This window comes from Winogradskyella psychrotolerans (assembly GCF_018860545.1).
Classification (GTDB): Bacteria; Bacteroidota; Bacteroidia; order Flavobacteriales; family Flavobacteriaceae; genus Winogradskyella; species Winogradskyella psychrotolerans_A.
On the sequence record NZ_JAHKPN010000007.1, the window covers coordinates 1 to 21,264 of the forward strand.

A 21,264-nucleotide genomic window follows, 5' to 3' on the forward strand; every position below is an offset into this window, starting at 1 on the left:
GGTTTACAGTGGAATACGATGAACCAAGCAACGGTGTGCGTAAAGAATTTAAAGCCCATTTTACTTTAAAAAGATAAGATTTAAATCTACTGATATAAAAGCCTGAACATTCTATAATGTTCAGGCTTTTTCTTTTGGTAGTATCAAGCTTGTGGTAGTTACATCTTATAATAGTCTAAAACCCATGCAAAGCAAATTGACGCGCAGTAACTAGAGTGAGATTAGTCTGATTCACTACATTGGTGATCTTTAAATATAACGAACGTAGAGATAGGATAGGATAGGATAGGATAGGATAGGATAGGATAGGGGATAGGATAGCCAGAAAGAGTAAATTATACTTAGAAATTTAACCTGTATGTTTTAACTATATTCTTGCAAACCAAAAAAGACCCAAATACATAATAAAAGTATTTAGGTCTTTAAATTTGTTTTAATGTCTGATTTATAAATTAAAGGCAAGTGTTAAAATGAAATCTGTTAACTTAGATTCAATTTGAGCAGTATCAGTTAAACCTTCAGAATATAATTGATAGTTGTAATCACGCTCTGATTGACTAAATGCAAAATCTAAACTAAGATCACCGAAATTATAACCTAAGCCTAAGGAATAACCAGTAAGATCACCATAAAAATTGTCGTTTTTATAAGGACTTTCTTCAAATCTATAGCCACCTCTGAAACTTAGTTGTTTATAACGATATTCTCCACCCAGTCTATATGAGATGGCAGAATCTAAATCATTACTAATACTAGTGTTCAAACTAGAAAAAACGGGATCTGTTGTTGGTTTAAATTTAGAAGTACTATAATCTTTTACAGCATAATCGAAACTTAATAATCCTTGTCTACCAAAAACATAAGCTAAACTACCAGTCACTTTCCCTGGTGTCTTTAATTTATATTCTTCGTATACATTAACCACATTAGGATTAACGATTTGATTAATGTTCGATCCATTCTCAAGTCTTGTAGTTGCTAGATATTGAGATGTTTCATCTGAAATTCTATACCAAGTAGGAGAGTTATAGGATATACCGACTCTAAATTCTTCAGTTATTTTGGCAATTCCACCAAGTTGAAATGAAAAGCCACTACCTGTGGTTAATAAATTGTTTTCGAAATCTACACGACTAACGGTAGAACTCGCGTTCGAGTTCGATTCATTAAGAAATGTGGATTGCTCATAATCTATAAAATGAGAATTCAGATTTAATCCAAGATAGAATTTGTCATCGTAACTTGTTGCAAAATTAAAAGCTAGTTTCCCGTTGTAACCTCTACTTGCATAAGCGTAGCGTTGGTTATAATTACCACCGTCTATACTAGAATAATAATAGTCACTTGTTTCATCTTCATCCGGGTTTATAATATAGCCCTCATATCCTAAAAAGGCCTGTTGGTTTTGAAAACCAAATATAGAACCGATTTCAGAATAAGCTTGTGAAACTGATTCTCCTGGTAAGGCGGAAATATCGTCGAGAGGTAATCCATTTGCATACGTAACAAAATAGGATCCAATAGTGTTATTTGGGTTCACACCACTCGCCACCCAATCATTATCTAAATCAGCAGTACGGTCATATGCAAAGCTTAATGAGAATTTTTTCCAACCGGAACTTGTATTCGTGTTTTTAAATACAAATGCAGCACCTAGTTGATTTAAATCTACATTAGTATTAGCATCAGAATTATAACTATCAAAATAATTAGTATCGTTATTTGTATTAAATATACCTAATGATACTGAGGCATGACTATTATTGAATATAGCAGAACCAGCAGGGTTTATATTAACACTAGACATATCTCCACCAAGGGCTCCGAAAGCTCCTCCCATCGCTCTGAAGCGCGCCGTTCCTTGAATCTCATCCATAGAATATCTTAGAGCATCATTAATGTCTTGAGCTAAAATATAAGACGTGCTTATTAAGCTTATGCCAAGCATAAGTAACTTTTTCATATGTGATTTTTTAGAATGTTTACAAAATTTTATCTTCTTCCCCCTCGTCTACTACTGCTAGAAGAACTACTGCTACCACTACTAGACCTAGAGCTGCTACTTGATGATCTTACAGTACTACTGCTAGAAGATCTTGACGAGCTAGAACTTGAGCGAACCGTTCCTGTAGATCTTGTAGTTCTAGTAGGTGTAACTGTTCTACTGGTAGGTCTCGTTATTGTTCTTCTAGTCGTTGTTGTAGGTCTAGTTGTTCTCAGAGTTCGAGTAGATCTTGTAGATCTTGTCGTTGTAGAAGGGTTTCTAACTGTTCTTGTCGTTGAATTAGTTCTAGTAAGATTATTTCGAGATAAGCTAGAGGTATTTGATAATCTACGTGTAGAATAATTATTTCTAGATAATGCAGAATTTGTTCTACGGTTTAAGTTGTTATTATTAAATAAGGATCCTCTTCTTGAATTATTATAGGCATACCTATTGTTTCTGTAGTAGCCATTGTTCCAACCATAATTATAATAGCCGTAACCATTGTTGTATCTCCAAGGAGCATAATGACCATAACCATATCCATAATATCCACTATATAACCAAGGGTTGTTCCAACCGTAACCGTAATTATAGCCCCAAGGTCTTGACCAACCATATCCAAATCCACCACCCCAAATCCAAGGACTGTTGTAGCCATACCAACCGTTATCAATATAATTAATGGTAACGGTATTACTGTTTTGTCCCCAGCCTCCGTAAGCAGGTTGTTGTTCTAGAGTATCTATGACTTGCTCTGTGTAATTCCCTTCATAAGAATCAATATCAGTAAAAATTTCGGACTCTTCTTGAATGGCATTAACTTCAGCTGAGTTTTCAGAGAAGTAATTTTTATAATAGTCAGAATCATTTACTGAAGTTGTAATAACTGTTTCTTCTGTATTATTTTCGTAATCTTCAGTAGCATAAATACCGTCATTGTCATAACCAGCATACTGAAACGAACCACAAGAAGTTAACACCGTTAAGAAACCGAGTGCAACAAAAAATGGCAATTTCTGAGTTAAAATAGTTTTAAATTGCATATCTCTTTTATTTTATTGTTGAACATAGCAAAAATAGTTAGTTTTGCTGTATTATTTAATACATTTAACATAAGCACAATATTTGTGCCAAAACACGGAAAATGAGTAAAAATCTTACTAGTAGAGCTGAAGATTATTCTAAATGGTATAATGAGTTGGTTGTAAAGGCTGATTTAGCAGAAAATTCTGCCGTTAGAGGTTGTATGGTTATTAAACCTTATGGCTATGCTATATGGGAAAAAATGCAAGCAGAATTAGATAGAATGTTTAAAGAAACAGGACATCAGAATGCTTATTTCCCATTGTTTGTGCCCAAAAGTCTTTTTGAAGCAGAGGAGAAGAATGCCGAAGGTTTTGCTAAAGAATGTGCCGTTGTGACGCATTATAGGTTGCAGAATGATCCTGATAATGAAGGGAAGCTAAGAGTAGATCCAGAAGCTAAACTAGAAGAGGAGTTGGTTGTAAGACCAACAAGTGAAGCAATAATTTGGAATACTTATAAAGGTTGGATTCAAAGTTATAGAGATTTGCCAATTTTAATAAATCAATGGGCAAATGTGGTGCGTTGGGAAATGCGAACACGTTTATTTTTAAGAACAGCTGAATTTTTATGGCAAGAAGGTCATACGGCACATGCAACAAAAGCAGAAGCACTTGCAGAAACAGAACTTATGAATGACGTTTACGCTGAGTTCGCTCAAAATTTTATGGCCATTCCTGTAATTAAAGGCGTAAAAACTGAAAGCGAACGTTTTGCTGGTGCTATTGAAACGTATTGTATTGAAGCTTTAATGCAAGATGGAAAGGCCCTTCAAGCAGGTACATCGCACTTTTTAGGACAAAATTTCGCTAAAGCTTTTGATGTTAAGTTTACAAATAACGAAGGGAAATTAGATCATGTATGGGCAAGTTCTTGGGGTGTTTCAACAAGATTAGTTGGCGCCTTAATTATGACTCACAGTGACGATAAAGGCTTAGTATTGCCACCTAATTTGGCTCCATCTCAAGTGGTTATTGTGCCTATATTTAAGACAGACGAACAGTTTGAATTAATTTCCGAAAAAGCAGAAAGTATCATTAAAGAGCTTAGAGCGCTAGGTGTTAGTTGTAAGTTTGATAAAAGAACAACACATAGACCAGGAGCAAAATTTGCGCAACACGAATTACAAGGTGTACCATTGCGAATTGCCATTGGACCAAAAGATTTAGAAAATAATACCGTTGAATTAGCAAGACGTGATACTTTAACTAAAGAAATTGTACCAATTGATGGTTTGGCGTCAACGATAAAAAATCTTCTAGAGCTTATACAAGAAGAATTATTTACCAAAGCTTTAAATTTTAGAGACGAGCACACCACAGAAGTCGACGATTTTGAAACTTTTAAAAACGTTTTAGAAAATAAAACAGGATTTATTTCAGCGCATTGGGATGGTACTATTGAGACCGAACAAAAGATAAAAGAGGCAACAAAAGCAACCATAAGATGCATTCCTTCAGAGAGTAAGAAAGAAGAGGGTGTTTGTGTTTATAGCGGAAAACCATCCAAGCAGCGTGTGCTTTTTGCTAAGGCTTATTAAATTTTTTTAAAAAAAAATTAATAAGGTGTTGCACAATTTAAAAATAGTTGTAAATTTGCATCCGCAATGGAAACGTTGCAGGTTCATTTAAATAATATAATAACCAAAATGGCCCGTTCGTCTATCGGCTAGGACGCATGGTTTTCATCCATGTAAGAGGGGTTCGATTCCCCTACGGGCTACAATTTTTAATAAGAAAATAATATAATGGCAAATCATAAGTCAGCTTTAAAAAGAATTAGAAGTAACGAAAAAAGACGTGTACTTAATAAGTATCAGCACAAGACAACTCGTAATGCTATAAAGAAATTGCGTGAGCTTACTGATGCTAAAGAAGCACAAGCTATGTTACCTTCTGTTATTAGTATGTTAGATAAATTAGCAAAGAAGAATGTTATTCACGCTAATAAAGCTGGTAACTTAAAATCTCAATTAACTAAACACGTTGCTGCAATCTAATTAATTGTAGTTTCTATTAAGATATTAAAAGTCTTTCCATATGGAAAGACTTTTTTGTTACCAGTATTTTGGAGTTTGTGCTTTAAGTATGCTCTTATTTTGTCTCTATCGTATAGCGAAGTAAATGTTATAATAAAGCGACTCTAATTCTCTCAAAAATTAAATGAGGTGGCATTATTAAAATAAACCTGTAATGTCACCATCATCACTAATATCTATGCCTTCAGAAGCAGGATGAGCGGGTAAACCAGGCATTCTCATCATATCACCTGTAATTGGTATTAAAAAGCCAGCACCAGATGCAATTTCAATTTCTCTAACCGTTATGCTAAAACCTTTAGGACGACCTAAAAGTTTAGGATTATCAGATAATGATTTTTCCGTTTTTGCGACACAGATAGCTAACTTATCTAAACCTAGTTTCTTAATACGTCTAAGTTGTCGTTTAGCATTAGATGTATATTCCACATAGTCAGCTCCATAAACCTTTTGGGCAATGGTTTCAATTTTAGATTCCACTTCATTGTCCCATGTATATAACGGTTTAAATTGAGTTGTGTTGGCTTCAACAACTTCAATGACTTGCTGTGCCAATTCAATAGCGCCTTCACCTCCTTTAGCCCAAACATCTGCAACAGCAACACGAATATTTTTAGTCTTAGCAAAATCTTTTATTATTTGAATTTCTTCAACACTATCGGATTCAAATTTATTTATGGCAATTATGGGTGATAGACCAAATTGTTCTATGTTTTCTATATGTTTTTCTAAATTTGGAAGTCCGTTCTCTAAGGCTTCTAAATTTGTGATTTTTAATGATTTTAAATCTGCTCCGCCATGATATTTAAAGCTCTAATTGTTGTTGTTAGTACTACTGCTTTTGGTGCGAGGTTGGCACTTTGACATTTAATATCTAAGAATTTTTCAGCTCCTAAGTCACATCCAAAACCGGCTTCTGTGACGGTATAGTCTGAAAAAGTCATTCCCATTAATGTGCCGATTACCGAATTAGTACCTTGAGCTATATTTGCAAAAGGTCCACCATGAATAATGGCGGGATTTCCTTCGATAGTTTGTACCAAGTTTGGTTTTATAGCATGTTGTAATAGGGCTGCCATAGCACCAGCAACTTTTAAATCTTTGGCATAAACGGGTTGGTTAGAAAATGTGTAACCAATAAATATATTGCCAATACGTTTTTTTAAATCACTTAAATCTTTAGCAATACAAAGAATTGCCATAATTTCTGAAGCCGCAGTAATATCAAAACCCGTCTCTCTTGGAATACCGGAAGACGTACCACCTAAACCAACAATAATGTTTCTTAAAGCTCTATCATTGACATCAAAGACACGCTTCCATGTCACCGTTCTTGGGTCTATACCTAAAGAGTTGGTTTTACTCTGAATATTATTATCAATTATAGCAGCGAGTAAATTATTCGCTTTTTCAATAGCGGAAAAATCACCTGTAAAATGTAAATTAATATCTTCTAATGGTATCACTTGTGCAAACCCACCTCCCGTTGCACCACCTTTTATTCCAAATACAGGACCTAAAGACGGTTCCCTAAGTACAACGGTTGTTTTTTTGTTAAGTCTATTTAGAGCTTCAGATAGGCCAATGGATATTGTTGTTTTTCCTTCGCCAGCTGGAGTCGGTGATATGGCAGATACTAAAATTAGATTGCTCTGATTTGCTTGAGTTTTATCTATGTACGATATTGGAATTTTTGCCTTGTTTTTTCCGTACATTTCAATACTATCAGGGTCAATTCCAAATTTTTTAGCTATTTCTGATATTGGCTTTAAGGTGACTTTTTTTGCTATCTGAAGGTCTGTCATAATAGTAAATGATAGGATTGTTCTTCTCAAAGTTAGAAGAATGATAGCGCATAAATTGTGATTTTTATCATGTGTAAAATTCTATTTTAAACTCTTTTATAACTAAATGCATTAAAGATTGTAACTTTGCAGTAAATTCTTAAAGATGCACAAAGCAGGTTTTGTAAATATTATAGGTAATCCTAATGTTGGAAAGTCCACGTTAATGAATGCGTTTATTGGTGAAAAATTATCAATAATTACATCTAAAGCGCAAACAACAAGGCATCGGATTTTAGGGATAGTCAATGGTGATGATTTTCAAGTTATTCTAAGTGATACACCAGGAATTATAAAACCGGCTTACGAATTACAAGAATCTATGATGGATTTTGTAAAGTCGGCTTTTGATGATGCCGATGTTCTAATTTATATGGTGGAAATAGGAGAGAAAGAGCTTAAAGATGAGGCGTTCTTTAATAAGATTACCAATTCAAAAATTCCTGTTTTATTGTTGTTGAATAAAATTGATACTTCCAACCAAGAACAACTTGAAGAACAATCAGAATTATGGCAAAGTAAAGTGCCAAATGCTGAGTTTTTTCCCATTTCTGCAACTGAAGGATTTAACGTTCAAAATGTATTTGATAGAATTATAGAATTACTACCAGAGTCACCGGCGTTTTATCCTAAAGATCAATTAACAGATAAACCAGAACGGTTTTTTGTAAATGAAGCTATTAGAGAAAAAATTTTAATGCATTACAAAAAAGAAATTCCGTATGCCGTGGAAGTAGATACCGAAGAGTTTTTTGAAGAAGATAATATCATTAGAATGCGTTCTGTGATAATGGTAGAGCGTGAGACACAAAAAGGTATTATCATAGGTCATAAAGGTTCTGCTTTAAAACGTGTTGGGGTAGAAGCGCGTAAGGATTTAGAGAAATTCTTTGGGAAGCAAGTGCACTTAGAATTGTACGTAAAGGTGAATAAGAACTGGAGATCTAATCAGAACCAGTTAAAGCGTTTTGGGTATAATCAGCGGTAAACTTTAATGGTGTCTTCCATAAATGCATGCAATTTCTGCATTTCAGACATGCCTTTTGAGCGTCCAATCCTTCCTGCAAAATACAATACAAACCAAAGTACTATCATGATGAATGATAGGCATAATTGTACGGCATAAGAATTCCCTAAAGTGACATTAGTATAAGCCCAAATTCCAAAACCAAAAAATAACCCAGCGACTATAAAGTGTAAAAACATAAATAGTGTCCAGACGGTTGGATTTGGTCCAAATAAACCATGTACAATAGCTTTATTTTCTTCGGTTTGATTAATTTCTAAGTGTAACTGAGGGGACCAAAAATGTTGATCTTTTTTCGGAATTTTTATAAAAACGTGATCGTCAACTCTAGAAATTATAAATTCGGCTTGAGTTAATTTTGTTTGTTCAAAACCTTTTAATAATGTCTCGTTAGTTGCATTGACTTCAAATTTGAAGCGTGGTCGTAAAACGATTTCATTAGACAGTTCCATATTTAAATTAAAGAGATGCCTTTCTAACGTAAAATTAGGAACTCACATCGTCTGTTTATTGAGTATTCTGTTTCTGTACAATTGTCACCACATGGTACCAAAGGTTTGGTTTCGCCATATCCTTTAGAGGTTAGTCTTGCTCTCGGAATATCATTTTCTACAAGATATTCTAAAGTAGCACGTGCTCTTTTTTCAGAAAGGTCCAGGTTATAATCATAACTCGCTCTAGAATCCGTATGGGCGCCTAACTGGATTTCCATCCTTGGGTATTTTTTAAGTAAGGCTACTAAAACGTCTAATGTTCTCGCAGCTTGGGGTTTTATATCCCATTTCGCAAAATCGAAATAAATGTTTTCTAATTCGATAAAAGTGTTTCCTTCATCATCATCGGTTACAATTTCTTCAGCATCTTTATAAGATTCAATTTCTAACTCAATATTAAACTCGATATTTCCTTTATCATTAGTATCGAAAAATTCAACTTGTGGAATATATTTTGGTTGAAAACCTTCTACCGAGTATTTTTGACTTGGCTGTGTTGGCAGTTTATAGCGTCCATCTTCGCCAACTAGTTGTTCAGCAACAACATTACCATCCTTATCAAATAATGTCACTGTAGTATTCGGTAATATGTCTCCCGTAACTTTGTCAGTAACTAAACCTTCAATAAAATAAGTTCTTTCATTTTGGACACGTTTAAACGTATAAATGTTGTCTAAGCCAGATCTGTTAGAAGAAATATACCCTGTATTTACAGAATCTGCGATTACAAAAGCGAAATCATCTTTTTCACTATTTATAGTTTCCCCTAAATTCAGGGCTTCTAAGAATTCATTCTGACTAATACTACTTGCAAAAAGATCGAGACCTCCTAAGCCATGTTTGCCATCAGAGGAAAAGTATAGTGTACTATCCTTAGCAATGAATGGGAACTGTTCTCTTCGGATAGTGTTGACGTTTTCTCCTAGATTGATAGGTGTGCCGAACGAATTATCCGCATAAACATCTACATAGAATATATCGAAAGACCCTAAACTATTAGGCATATCACTTGAAAAATAGAGACGAGTTTCATCACTATTTAATGAAGGGTGCATGGTAGAATAGGTTTCACTAGAAAAAGAAACTGGTTCAACATTGGTCCATTCATCATCAATATTTTCCGCTTTAAAAATACTAACAACAGCAATTTTTGTGGAATCTAAATCAATACGTTTTTTGAGATTTCTAGAGAAATACATCGTTTTACCATCTTTGGTAAAGACGGCATTACTTTCATGTTGCTTTACAGAATTAATCTCGTCGTTCAGTGGTTGAATACTATCTAAAGTTATGTCTTCACCTTCTTTTGAAACCACTCCTTCGTATAAATCTAAATAGGGTTTACCATTCCAATTATAATTCGGGTTTTCTATATTTTTAGTAGAAGCAAAAACAATTTTATCTTTATAAAGACCAACACCAAAACTGGAGCCTCCAACATCTTCAGTAATGTTTTTTAATTCATATTTATAAGGGACGATACGTTTTAATAAAGCCTTTAATTCTTCGGTGTTAATGGTGTCTTTTAAATGTAGCGTTGAAATTTCATCAGCTTTTTCATAATGTTTAGTGCCTTTTAAAACTTGAAAATATTTAAAATAGAAATCTTCGCTTAGATCAGTGCTAATTTTTAAATCATACACTTGTTTATAGGCTTTATAAGCGTTTTCAAATTCAGAATTATAATAATAACAATCTCCTAACTTTTCTAAATTACTAGCTGTTTTAGGAAGACTAGAAAAAATCTCTGCAGCTTCAACATAGGCTCTATTTTCATAAAGAATATTCGCTTTACTTGCGGATTGTGAAAAGCTCAGCATTCCTGTTGCCAGAATTGTTAATATTAGATATAGTTTAAACGTTTTCATGTGTTTATATTAATTATTTTTAACGGTCACATGCTGTTCGCGATTACTCATTTTCTTAAGTGATAAAATTTTTAACATGCTCGTTTCATGTATCTTCGTCTTCAATTAGAAAAATCTTGGGGATTTATCGTAGCCTTTGCCTAGATTACCGATGTTAAACAATAAAAGTAATTCGTGTGAACCAGAATTAAATCGACCTAGGTTAGAGATGGTATGATCGTAAGCATAGCCAATCCGAACTGCCGGTGACATCGTAAAATTAAGCATTCCAGTTACCGAATCGTCGTAACGATATCCTAAACCAAATTCTACCTTGTCATAAATTAACACATTGGCAGTTGCATCTATAGATAACGGTGCGCTATTAACGTACTTCGCCATAAAGGCTGGTTTGAATTTAAAATTATCGCCAAGGTTAAATACATAGCCACCTGTAAAAAACAAATGCATGTTTTCTGACGCTTCAGAAACCACTCCACTATCATCTTGAAGATGTTTTGATTTTAATAAATTAGGTGCTGATAAACCTAAGTAATAATTTTCTGAAAAATAGTATAAACCGGCTCCTACATTAGGAAACGTTCTATTGATGTTTTCAGCAAAAGCAGGATCTGGTAATGGATCTGAATACACAAAGCCATCAAAATTTGTACTGTAAAATGTGGCTCCAGCTTTAATTCCAAAAGATAATTTTGAATTTTTTCCAACAGGAAGGACATAAGCAATATCGGCAAAAGCACCAGTTTGTTTTACAACATCCCCAATTTCATCATGTACAAAAGAAATCCCTCCTTCCAAACGATCTGTGATTTTTGAGTGCACAAAAAGAGAGCCTGTTGTGGGACCTCCAACTGATCTTGCCCATTGTGATCTATAAAGTAAACCAATATTCATTGTAGTCTCATCATCAATTGCGTACGCAGGATTTATGACACTCATATTATACATATATTGCGTGAATTGAGGATCTTGTTGCGCATGTGATGAGAACCCTATGAATAGAGTTATAATCGCAATACTATATGTTGTTAATTTACTTATCATTTTAAATTGTCATAATTATCTATTCAGATAAACTCTGCCTTGTTGCGGTTCACGTTGGCCATCATTAAATTCTATAATATAAAAATAGACACCGGCAGGAAGTACAGTATCACTGTTTTTAGATGTGCCATCCCATTTAGGAGAATTAATATCTCCTTCATATAGTATGTTTCCATATCGGTTAAATACACTTAGCTTAAAATTAGGGTATAATATATCTAAATTGATGATGTCAAAGACTGGGTTAATAGGATCTCCGTTTGGAGAGAATCCATCCGGTATCAAAAGTTCACCTACACAAGAAATAAAACTTATAGTTACTTCTAATCGTTCATAACTTTCACAACCATATTCAGAGGTTAAGGATCCATAATAAACAGCTCCTTCTTGTAAAGCTTCAGTTACGTCATACGCAATACCATCAATAGGTTCATCATACCAAATAACAATATCATCATTAGCAATGTTATTAGAAAGGTCTGCAATTGTAGGATTATCTTCTATACAAAATTCAGCTCCATTATCAATAATCTCTGGTGGAGGCAGTTCTTCAACCAATATTTTTATAGGTTCTACAGCATTTGTAATAGCACTACAATCTTGGCCTAAAACAAATAATTGTGTCAGCGTCACAAATGTGACACCAGAATTAGGTAATAATGTTTGCGGAATTATGAAAGTTGCATTTCCTCCAGTTATTGTAATCGCGATGGTATTTACTGAATTATTGGCTTCTGTAAGAGAGTAAACAATAGAGTAATCCCCATCAGGTAACTGATTGGCTCCTGTAATATTAACAATAGCATCCTCTAAACCGACACAAATTACATTATTAGCCATAAACAAGGTTAAGCCTGTAACATCTGGAAGATCAATGATAGTCACTGTAACATCAGCGGAGTTGGTAATGCCACACTCAGTTGAAGTCACTGTATACGTGTAAATACCAGCCGGATCTAAAGTAGGATCAAAATCTCCGGTAGTACTTGTTAGAGCAGGTGACCATGTTCCTCCTGTATCTGGTGAACCTCCAAGGCTGTCAAAAAGATTAACAGTATCCGTTTGGTCTATACAAAGATTAAGATTGTTATCGCTACCTGCATCTGGTTCTGATAAAATTGTAACGGTTACAGTAGCGGTTGCTTCAGGGCATGATGATGTGCTATTTGAAACGGTATATGTATAGTCTCCAGCAGCATCAAGGTTAGGATCAAATTCACCTGTTCCACTCGTAAGTGCGGGTGACCATGTTCCACCAACATCAGGTGTGCCACCTAGACTATTAAATAAATCTGCCATGCTCGCATTACTACAAAATTCTAAAGAGCCATCGGTTCCTGCATCATTTGCAGTTGAAATTGTGACGGTTACACTAGCCGAGCTTGTACCGCATGCATTACTAATAGTATACGTGTAAATACCAGCGGCATCCGTAGTTAAATCAAACATTCCAGTTCCGCTTGTAAGCGCAGGATACCAGGTTCCTCCGGTATCAGGTGATCCATTTAAGCTATCCCTTAAATCTACTAAACTTGAATCATTAGTACATAATTCTAAATTGCCATCGTCACCTGCATTTGGTGTTTGTAAAATTGACACGTCAACGGTCGCGGTGGCGTCAGGACATGCAGCACTAACACTAGACATCGTATACCTATAAGTCCCGGCAGCATCGAGGCTAGGATCAAACTCACCTGTTCCACTCGTAAGTGTGGGTGACCACGTTCCTCCGACATCAGGAGTACCGCCTAAACTATCAAATAAATCTACAGTTCCATCCGAACTACAAAGTTCAATTGAGCCATCGGTTCCGGCATCATTTGTATCTGAAAAAGAAACAGCAACGGTAGCAGAATTTGTACCACAAGAATTACTTACTGTATAGGTATAACTGCCTTCAGGGTCAATATTAGGATCAAAAATTCCACTTCCGCTATCTAATGCCGGAGTCCATGTACCGCCTGTATCAGCTGCACCAGCTAAACTGTCAAATAAGTCAACTGTATTTGTTGAATCGCATAAATTAAGTGTACCATTATTTCCTGCGTTTGGTCCTTGTAAAACGGTAACTTCAACCGTAGCTGTAGCATCCGGACAAGCAGGAGTCACACTAGAAATTGTATATGTATATGAACCGGCAGCATCAAGGCTAGGATTAAATAGTCCTGATCCACTGGTTAAAGCTGGTGACCAAGTTCCACCAATATCAGGTGTACCACCTAAACTATCAAATAAATCTACCTCAGCATCAGTACTACACAAATCAATTGCACCATCAGTTCCTGCGTCATTGGTGTCTGAAAAAGAAACGTCAACGGTTGCAGAACTCGTACCACAAGAATTACTTATGGTATACGTGTAGATACCTTCAGCATCTATATTAGGGTCCAATATTCCTGTACCACTGTTTGGGGTAGGTGACCATGTACCTCCTGATTCAGGATTACCGGCTAAACCATCTAATAAATTAACTGTATTATTAGAATCACATAAATTAAGTGTACCATTATTTCCTGCATTTGGTCCTTGTAAAACGGTAACTTCAACCGTAGCTGTAGCATCCGGACAAGCAGGAGTCACACTAGAAATTGTATATGTATATGAACCAGCAGCATCAAGGCTAGGATTAAATAGTCCTGATCCACTAGTTAAAGCGGGTGACCACGTTCCTCCGACATCAGGAGTACCGCCTAAACTATCAAATAAATCTACCTCTGCATCAGTACTACACAAATCAATTGCGCCATTAGTTCCTGCATCATTTGTGTCTGAAAAAGAAACATCAACGGTTGCAGAACTCGTACCACAAGAATTTGTTAGTGTGTAGGTATAAATACCTTCAGCATCTGTATTAGGGTCAAAAATTCCCGTACCGCTATTTAATGTTGGTGACCACGTACCTCCAGCTTCAGGTGCTCCCGCTAAACCCTCAAGTAAATTGATTGTATTCGTGGAATTACATAAGTTTAATGTGCCATCATTTCCAGCATTCGGTTCTTCTAAAATTGAAACAGTAACTGTAGCAGTGTCATCAGGACAAAGGGTTGCACTATTTGAAACCGTATACGTGTACGTGTTTGCTGAATCTAAAGTTGGATCAAAAATCCCTGTTCCACTTGATAGTGCAGGAGACCAGGTTCCTCCAGTGTCTGGCGAATCTCCAAGACTATCAAACAAGTCTATGGTTGTTGTGTCTGTACTACAAAATTCTATACTTCCATTTGTTCCGGCATAATTAGCATCAATTGAAGTCACTGATACCGCAGCAGAAACTTCACCACATATAGAATTTATTGTATAGGTGTAAATGCCATCAGCATCTAAGTTAGGGTTAAAAACTCCTGTTCCACTTGAAAGTGCAGGAGACCAAGTTCCTCCTGACTGTGGAATTCCATTTAAACTGTCAAATAAATCGTATGTGTTTGAGATATTACATATAAGCAACGTTCCATCACTACCAGCGTCTGGCGACTGCTCTACGGTAACGACTACGATTGCCGAATCGTCTAAACAAGGTTCTGATCCATTGGTTGTATAGGTATAAGTTCCTCCAATATCACTATTAGGATCAAACATTCCGGTTCCACTAGCAAGTGGAGGAGACCAAGTTCCTCCTGAATCTGGTACACCTCCGAGACTGTCAAAAAGATCTATTGTGCCGTCATTGGTACAAATAGTAACGGATCCATCTTGTCCTGCATCTAGGAAAGGGGTAACAGATATTGTGACTGTAGCTGTAGCATCAGCACAAGGTGAGCTGCCTGCTACGGTATATGTATAAGAGGTGTTAGTATCAACTAATGGATCAAACATTCCGGTTCCACTAGCAAGTGCAGGTGACCACGTTCCTCCAATTTCAGGAGAGCCTTCGAGATAATCAAATAAATCAAAAGAACCAGTATTGCTACATATGTCAATTGTGGCATCTAAGCCAGCATCTGGTTCTTGTATAATTGTAACGACTACAGTGGCTGAAGCATCAGGACACGGTGCAATTCCAGGAACGGTGTATGTATAAGTGCCAGCAGCATCAATAGAAGGATCAAATAGACCTGTTCCACTATTTAATTCTGGTAGCCATGTGCCTCCAGTTTCAGCAGCACCTCCGAGACTATCAAATAAGTTTACTGTAGTTAAGTCATTGCTGCAAATTTCAAGTACACTGTTAGACCCTGCATTTGGCAATGGGTTTACAGTGATTGTAACTGTTGCGGATTCATCAGGACAAGGAGTATTTCCTGTGAATTCATAAGTGTAAACACCAGAAGTATCAATAGAAGGGTCAAAAATTCCAGTTCCGCTATTTAAAGCAGGTGACCAAACACCTCCAGTATCTGGTATACCGCCTAGGATATCAAATAAATCAATGGTTCCGCTTGTGTTGCAAATGTCAATGCTGGCATCTTCACCGGCATACATAAAAGGAGTAACTGAAACATTTACTGTTGCTGAAACGTCTGCACAAGGAAGCGTACCACTTACGGTATAAGTGTAAATGCCATCTGTATCTAAGGCAGGATTAAATTCACTAGTACCACTAGCAAGGGGAGGCGACCAAACACCACCAGAATCGGGTGTACCTCCTAAGCTTAAAAATAGATCAACGGCATCGCTATTGCTACATAAGTCTAAAGTGCCATCTATACCTGCATTGGGTTCTGGTATAAAAGTTATCGTTATCGTTGCAGATTCGTCAGGGCAGCTATTGTTGGAATTAACCGTGTAGGTGTAGATGCCTTCAGGATCACTATTAGAATCAAAAATACCTGTTCCACTATTCAAAGCAGGTGACCAAGTTCCTCCAGAATCTGGACTACCTCCAAGTTCTAAAAATAAATCAATTGTAGCATTGGTATTATCACATAGATTTATTGCATTATCTTCTCCGGCTTCTGGTGCGTTATCTAAAACTGCTAGAACAGCCAATCTTCCTGTACTTTCACATGGAGGATCTAAAGTTGTAGCATAATACGTCTGCCCATTAACTAAAGGAGTTGACGGAGGTAATTCTAAAGCAGAAAATAATGAAATATACCAATTGTTAGTGCCACTGGCTACTAAATCACCTACGGTAGGTGTAAATTCAGGAGTGACGCAAAAATTTTGAATCATATCTCCTGTCGGAACAGGTGTAGCACCAACCAGCACTAAAACAGAAAGTCTAGACGTTCTACAGTTGCCATCTAAACTAGCTTGGTCTGCATAGTAAATTGTGTTATCAATTAAAGTATCAGTATCAGTTAGAGGTGTACCTCCAGAAGGTGATAAATACCATTGCACATCATTTCCTACCGCCACTAAATCGCTGACTGTTGCAAGTGAAGGGTCATCTAAACAGATACCTTGAAAGTTATCTCCAACAGGTGGTCCGTAAATGGTAATGTCCACTCTAGCTCTTGTGCCACAAGATCCTGAACTATCATCGGCATAATAATCTTCTCCATCTATAAGACTGTCTGAGTTTGAAAGTGGAACAGTTGAGGTTGGTGAATCATACCAAACAATGCCACCTCCATTATCAATAGCCTCTAAATCGCCAACGAGAACAGATTGCACATCACATAGTGATTGTGTACTATTTGTTACAGTAGGACATTGGGCGTTAATAGTAGTTAATCCACATAAAACTGAAATAAGTAGAAATGCTAATCGTATAGGATATTTTTTAAAACTGTACTTTTTGGCTTTCATTAAAAAAATTTATAATAATTGCTTTTGTTGAAATCAATGCCATGTATTTAAGAACAGCAAGTTCGTAATATTACTCTTGACTTGCTATATTGAGAGATAGAGGGAAAACAAATATATGTAAATAGCCTATACATAACAAAATTAAAACAGACAGTTTTACAGTTTTTTTATAGGCCTAAAATGTTTATTAAATCTTGGAGTTTAAGGCGAAATTATTTTAACGTTTAATTTTGAAACTAATAGATAAATAATTATCAATGAATAGTATTAAATACTTCAAAAAAGTATTTGATACACAATTCTTTAGGCATTTGTGATTATAGTGAACTAGTACTTAAGTTCCATAATTCCTTCATCCGAATTGTATTGCATCAAATAAACACCATGGTTAAAATAGTTTCTGCCGCTTGTTTTCTGATATTCAAATTTGAGATGAGGTTGCTCTGATGATGTTGTATTTATAGATTCTTCAAATGATGCGCTTTGAGAAATTCTTAGTAACGTATCAAAAGTAACGTCGAACCCTAAAGCAGCATGTAGAGATGGTTTAACACTGAAAATGTCTTCGTATGTGTTTTCAAAAGCCGTAATATCATTTACGTTTTGAGGATCTGTAAGCGAAGGGTAAATCAGTTGTAAAATTCGAAATCTCATTTCTGAAACTTCCGATTGTTTTGGTAATAATGAGGATTCAAGCATTACCAACTGAATGTTATGGTTTGATAATTTACCCATTAATGCGGTCGTTGTATTCAGAAGTACAATGGTTTTTTTGCTGTCAAAAACAATATAGTTTAGTTTGTTTGGCATCAGCGCATTGTCTAAAGCATTAGATTTAAGGAATCCGGCATTATCGACCTTTAAGAATTTAGATTCTGGTAGTGTACTTAATATTACATCTTTATTTCTAGCTTCATCGAGATCACTAATTACAATTATATTGGCGTTTTGTAGTGCTAAATAATTTAACGTTTTAGTGATTTGAATATCTTCTGAAGGAATTGATTTGTATACGTAAACACTGTCATTTGAGACAATATTAGATTCTATATCAATTATTGATATTGGGGTTTCAGATTCAATACTAGGGAAATTTGAACCGGTCTCTGAAAATGGCACCAAAATAGCATTTTTACTATGTGGACTTTCAATGGTTATTTTAGATTTCGCAATGTTCTTTTTAATTAATGTGACATCAAAATCTAAATTTAAAGCTTTAGCTGAATCAATTGCTATCTGAGCTCCTTGGAAAAAATCTATATACTTTTGAAAATCAGCATTGACACTAATCATGTTTTGTCTTTCTTCTGGAGAACTCAATTCTTGACTAGAAAAAGGAGTGTAAAAATACAGGCCAGTTGAGGTTTCTGTAACTAAATTCGCAAATAACGCTTCGTTTTTATTCTTTGAGATTTTAGTGGTTGTATCTTCAGGTACGGAATCAGTTGAGTCCACTGTATCAGTTATGTCATTAACGTCAGTCGTTCCTGTTGTATTTATTGTAGTGCCAGAAACATTAATTGGCATTTTAATAATGTCACCAGCATTGACGGAGGTTAAAAGTTTTGGGTTTAAGGTCGTTAATTCATCTATCGACATACCTGCTTTCTTAGCCAATCCAAAAAGTGTTTCTTTTGGCTCTATAACATAATTCTTGTAACTATTTACCGTGCTTGTTGTGTCCGTTTCAGTAACGGTAACAGGAACTTCTTGCGTGTCCGGAGTTTCTTGTGGATTTGGAATTTCTTCAGTAACATTTACAACTGCACTATTGGGGTCCCTATTTACATTCAATCTGTGGCCAGCCATGAGCATATCCACAATGTGTGGGTTTTTTTCTTCAAGCTCAGCTATCGTCATGTTAAAACGTTTAGCTAATTGATATTTTGTATCACCACGTTGAACTAAATATTCTCCTTCAATGGTTGTTTCAGAGTTCTTATCTGGAATAATTAGCGTTTGTCCTATTTGTAAAAATTCAGAGAGCTGATTTGCATTAGCAGCCTCTAATTGCGCCAAACTAATGCCATATTTTCTAGAGATTCCCCAAAGCGTTTCACCTTTAACCACATAATGTTCCCCTTCTTTTGCTATAGGTTGATTTTCTTGTATGGTTTTATCTAAATTTATGATGTGACCAGCTTGAAGCATACTCACAATGTGTGGATTTTGCTGCTCTAACATGGCGATACTTACTCCAAAACGGCGTGAAAGACCAGATTTTGTTTCACCGCGTTTTACAATGTAATTACTAACAGTTGTATCGTTAATAATAGTGTTGTTAGAAGTCGCTGTTGTATTGCTAGAATTTGGAACACGTAAAATATGACCTGCATAAATGATATCTTCAGAACCGGGGTTAAGCTCAAAAATAGCATTAACACTGACTCCATATCGTCTCGATATCATATAAACGCTTTCTCCTTTTTTAATGGTGTGATCTATATATTTTTGTTGAGCTAAACTATATTTAGAGCCTAAAACCAAAAGTAATATAAGCGTAAAGTATTTCCCCATTCTTTGTAGAAATTTAATTGTAATGTGCTGTATCTTAAATGATATGTGTGTTTTATCTGTATTTTTTGTAAACTAAAATAAGCCAATAAGAAAGGGGCTGTTCTTGAAAAAGAAACCTAATTAATATACCACAAAAAATGTAAATAAAATCCTATTTAATACACGCGATAAAATTACTAAAAATAAATACCATTTCTGTTAAATTCCTACTTGTTATCAACAGGATGTTAACAATATTGCGTGTTGGTTTTACCACTATTTATTTTGTTAATAATAGTTTTGAGTATATCTAGTGAAAAGTCTATAATAGTTCACCGTAAAACCTAAGTATATAGTATCTTTGTAGCCTTAAATAAAAATACAATGAGCAATATAGTAGCTGTAGTAGGTCGCCCTAATGTAGGGAAATCGACATTTTTTAATCGTCTTATAAAAAGACGTGAAGCTATTGTTGATGCTGTAAGTGGTGTCACAAGAGATCGTCATTACGGTAAAACAGATTGGAATGGTAAGGAGTTTTCATTAATTGATACTGGTGGATATGTTGTTGGTAGTGATGATATTTTTGAATCAGAAATAGATAAACAAGTGGAGTTAGCCATTGACGAAGCGGATGCTATAATTTTTATGGTCGATGTTGAATCTGGTATCACTGGAATGGATGAAGACGTTGCTCAATTATTAAGAAAAGTAGACAAGCCTGTTTTTTTAGTCGTCAATAAAGTTGATAACAATAAGCGTTTAGAAGATGCTGTTGAATTTTATTCGCTTGGTTTAGGTGAGTATTATGCGATTGCTAGTATAAACGGTAGTGGAACAGGCGATTTATTAGACGCCGTAGTTGAAGCATTACCAGAAAAGGAAGAGGAAGACGAAGATGAGTTGCCAAGATTTGCTGTTGTTGGAAGGCCTAATGCTGGTAAATCATCATTTATAAATGCACTGATTGGCGAAGATCGTTATATCGTAACGGATATTGCAGGTACAACCCGAGATTCTATTGATACAAAATATAACCGTTTTGGATTTGAATTTAATTTAGTTGATACAGCTGGTATTCGTCGTAAAACGAAAGTTAAAGACGACTTAGAGTTTTATTCTGTAATGCGTAGTGTTAGAGCAATAGAACATTGTGATGTTTGTTTAGTAGTGTTAGATGCGACACGCGGATTTGATGGACAAGTTCAAAATATATTTTGGTTAGCAGAACGCAATAGAAAAGGGATTGTCATTCTTGTTAATAAATGGGACTTAGTTGATAAAGACACCAAAACGGCTAAAGAATTTGAGCAACACATTCGAAAAGAAATCGCCCCATTTACAGATGTGCCAATCGTTTTTATTTCAGTATTAAATAAACAACGTATTTTTAAAGCGATTGAAACAGCAGTTGAGGTTTATAAAAATAGAACTAAGAAGATTAAAACAAGCGTGCTTAACGAAGCTTTATTGCCAATAATAGAGCATCAACCACCTCCAGCAAATAAAGGGAAGTTTGTAAAAATAAAGTACATTATGCAATTGCCAACTCCACAACCGCAATTTGCATTTTTCTGTAATTTACCACAATATGTCAAGGATCCTTACAAGCGATTTTTAGAAAATAAATTGAGAGAACAATTTGATTTTAATGGTGTGCCGATAAGTGTCTACATGAGAAAAAAATAAAGA

Annotated in this window: 11 protein-coding genes, 1 tRNA gene and 1 pseudogene; 5 read left to right on the plus strand and 8 right to left on the minus strand. The window is 35.4% G+C overall.

What is annotated here, in order from left to right:
* Nucleotides 1–445: 445 nt before the first annotated feature.
* Together KO515_RS02630 and KO515_RS02635 are read right to left on the minus strand one after the other, a co-directional pair.
* The gene (locus KO515_RS02630; RefSeq protein WP_215934834.1) at nt 446–1,963 is read right to left on the minus strand and encodes an OmpP1/FadL family transporter; all 1,518 of its coding nucleotides are present in this window, start codon (nt 1,961–1,963) and stop codon (nt 446–448) included.
* 29 nt (nt 1,964–1,992) lie between these two features.
* Nucleotides 1,993–3,030 carry a hypothetical protein gene (locus KO515_RS02635; protein ID WP_215934835.1) on the minus strand — a complete coding sequence of 346 codons (1,038 nt, stop codon included), beginning with the start codon at nt 3,028–3,030 and terminating at the stop codon, nt 1,993–1,995.
* Nucleotides 3,031–3,131: 101 nt separating this feature from the next.
* Between KO515_RS02635 and proS the strand changes: the two genes are divergently transcribed.
* From proS to rpsT, 3 genes are all read left to right on the plus strand, one after another.
* A complete protein-coding gene (gene proS, locus KO515_RS02640; RefSeq protein ID WP_215934836.1) occupies nt 3,132–4,610 on the plus strand; it encodes a proline--tRNA ligase in 1,479 nt (492 codons plus the stop codon).
* 110 nt (nt 4,611–4,720) lie between these two features.
* Nucleotides 4,721–4,792 (plus strand) — tRNA-Glu (locus tag KO515_RS02645).
* Between the two features lie 25 nt (nt 4,793–4,817).
* The gene (gene rpsT, locus KO515_RS02650; RefSeq protein ID WP_215934837.1) at nt 4,818–5,069 is read left to right on the plus strand and encodes a 30S ribosomal protein S20; all 252 of its coding nucleotides are present in this window, start codon (nt 4,818–4,820) and stop codon (nt 5,067–5,069) included.
* Between the two features lie 177 nt (nt 5,070–5,246).
* Here rpsT and KO515_RS02655 read toward each other — a convergent pair.
* A pseudogene (locus tag KO515_RS02655) lies at nt 5,247–6,913 on the minus strand (formate--tetrahydrofolate ligase).
* A gap of 145 nt (nt 6,914–7,058) precedes the next feature.
* Between KO515_RS02655 and era the strand changes: the two are divergent.
* Nucleotides 7,059–7,940 carry a GTPase Era gene (gene era / locus KO515_RS02660; RefSeq protein ID WP_215934838.1) on the plus strand — a complete coding sequence of 294 codons (882 nt, stop codon included), beginning with the start codon at nt 7,059–7,061 and terminating at the stop codon, nt 7,938–7,940.
* Here era and KO515_RS02665 read toward each other — a convergent pair.
* The 5 genes from KO515_RS02665 to KO515_RS02685 all read right to left on the minus strand — a co-directional run bounded on the left by KO515_RS02665 (nt 7,931) and on the right by KO515_RS02685 (nt 19,593).
* Nucleotides 7,931–8,431 carry a GTP-binding protein gene (locus tag KO515_RS02665; protein WP_215934839.1) on the minus strand — a complete coding sequence of 167 codons (501 nt, stop codon included), beginning with the start codon at nt 8,429–8,431 and terminating at the stop codon, nt 7,931–7,933. The two genes, era and KO515_RS02665, sit on opposite strands and share 10 nt — an antisense overlap.
* A 23-nt stretch (nt 8,432–8,454) precedes the next feature.
* Nucleotides 8,455–10,341: an OmpA family protein gene (locus tag KO515_RS02670; protein WP_215934840.1), complete on the minus strand. Its 1,887-nt coding sequence runs from the start codon at nt 10,339–10,341 to the stop codon at nt 8,455–8,457.
* Nucleotides 10,342–10,446: 105 nt separating this feature from the next.
* Nucleotides 10,447–11,385: a PorP/SprF family type IX secretion system membrane protein gene (locus tag KO515_RS02675; protein WP_215934841.1), complete on the minus strand. Its 939-nt coding sequence runs from the start codon at nt 11,383–11,385 to the stop codon at nt 10,447–10,449.
* Nucleotides 11,386–11,400: 15 nt separating this feature from the next.
* Nucleotides 11,401–17,076 carry a gliding motility-associated C-terminal domain-containing protein gene (locus tag KO515_RS02680; protein WP_215934842.1) on the minus strand — a complete coding sequence of 1,892 codons (5,676 nt, stop codon included), beginning with the start codon at nt 17,074–17,076 and terminating at the stop codon, nt 11,401–11,403.
* A 327-nt stretch (nt 17,077–17,403) separates the two neighbouring features.
* On the minus strand, nt 17,404–19,593 hold the full coding sequence (locus KO515_RS02685) for a LysM peptidoglycan-binding domain-containing protein (protein ID WP_215934843.1): 2,190 nt from the start codon (nt 19,591–19,593) through the stop codon (nt 17,404–17,406).
* Between the two features lie 363 nt (nt 19,594–19,956).
* Here KO515_RS02685 and der point away from each other — a divergent pair, with 363 nt between their 5' ends.
* On the plus strand, nt 19,957–21,261 hold the full coding sequence (gene der / locus KO515_RS02690; RefSeq protein ID WP_215934844.1) for a ribosome biogenesis GTPase Der: 1,305 nt from the start codon (nt 19,957–19,959) through the stop codon (nt 21,259–21,261).
* The last annotated feature ends 3 nt before the right edge of the window (nt 21,262–21,264 follow it).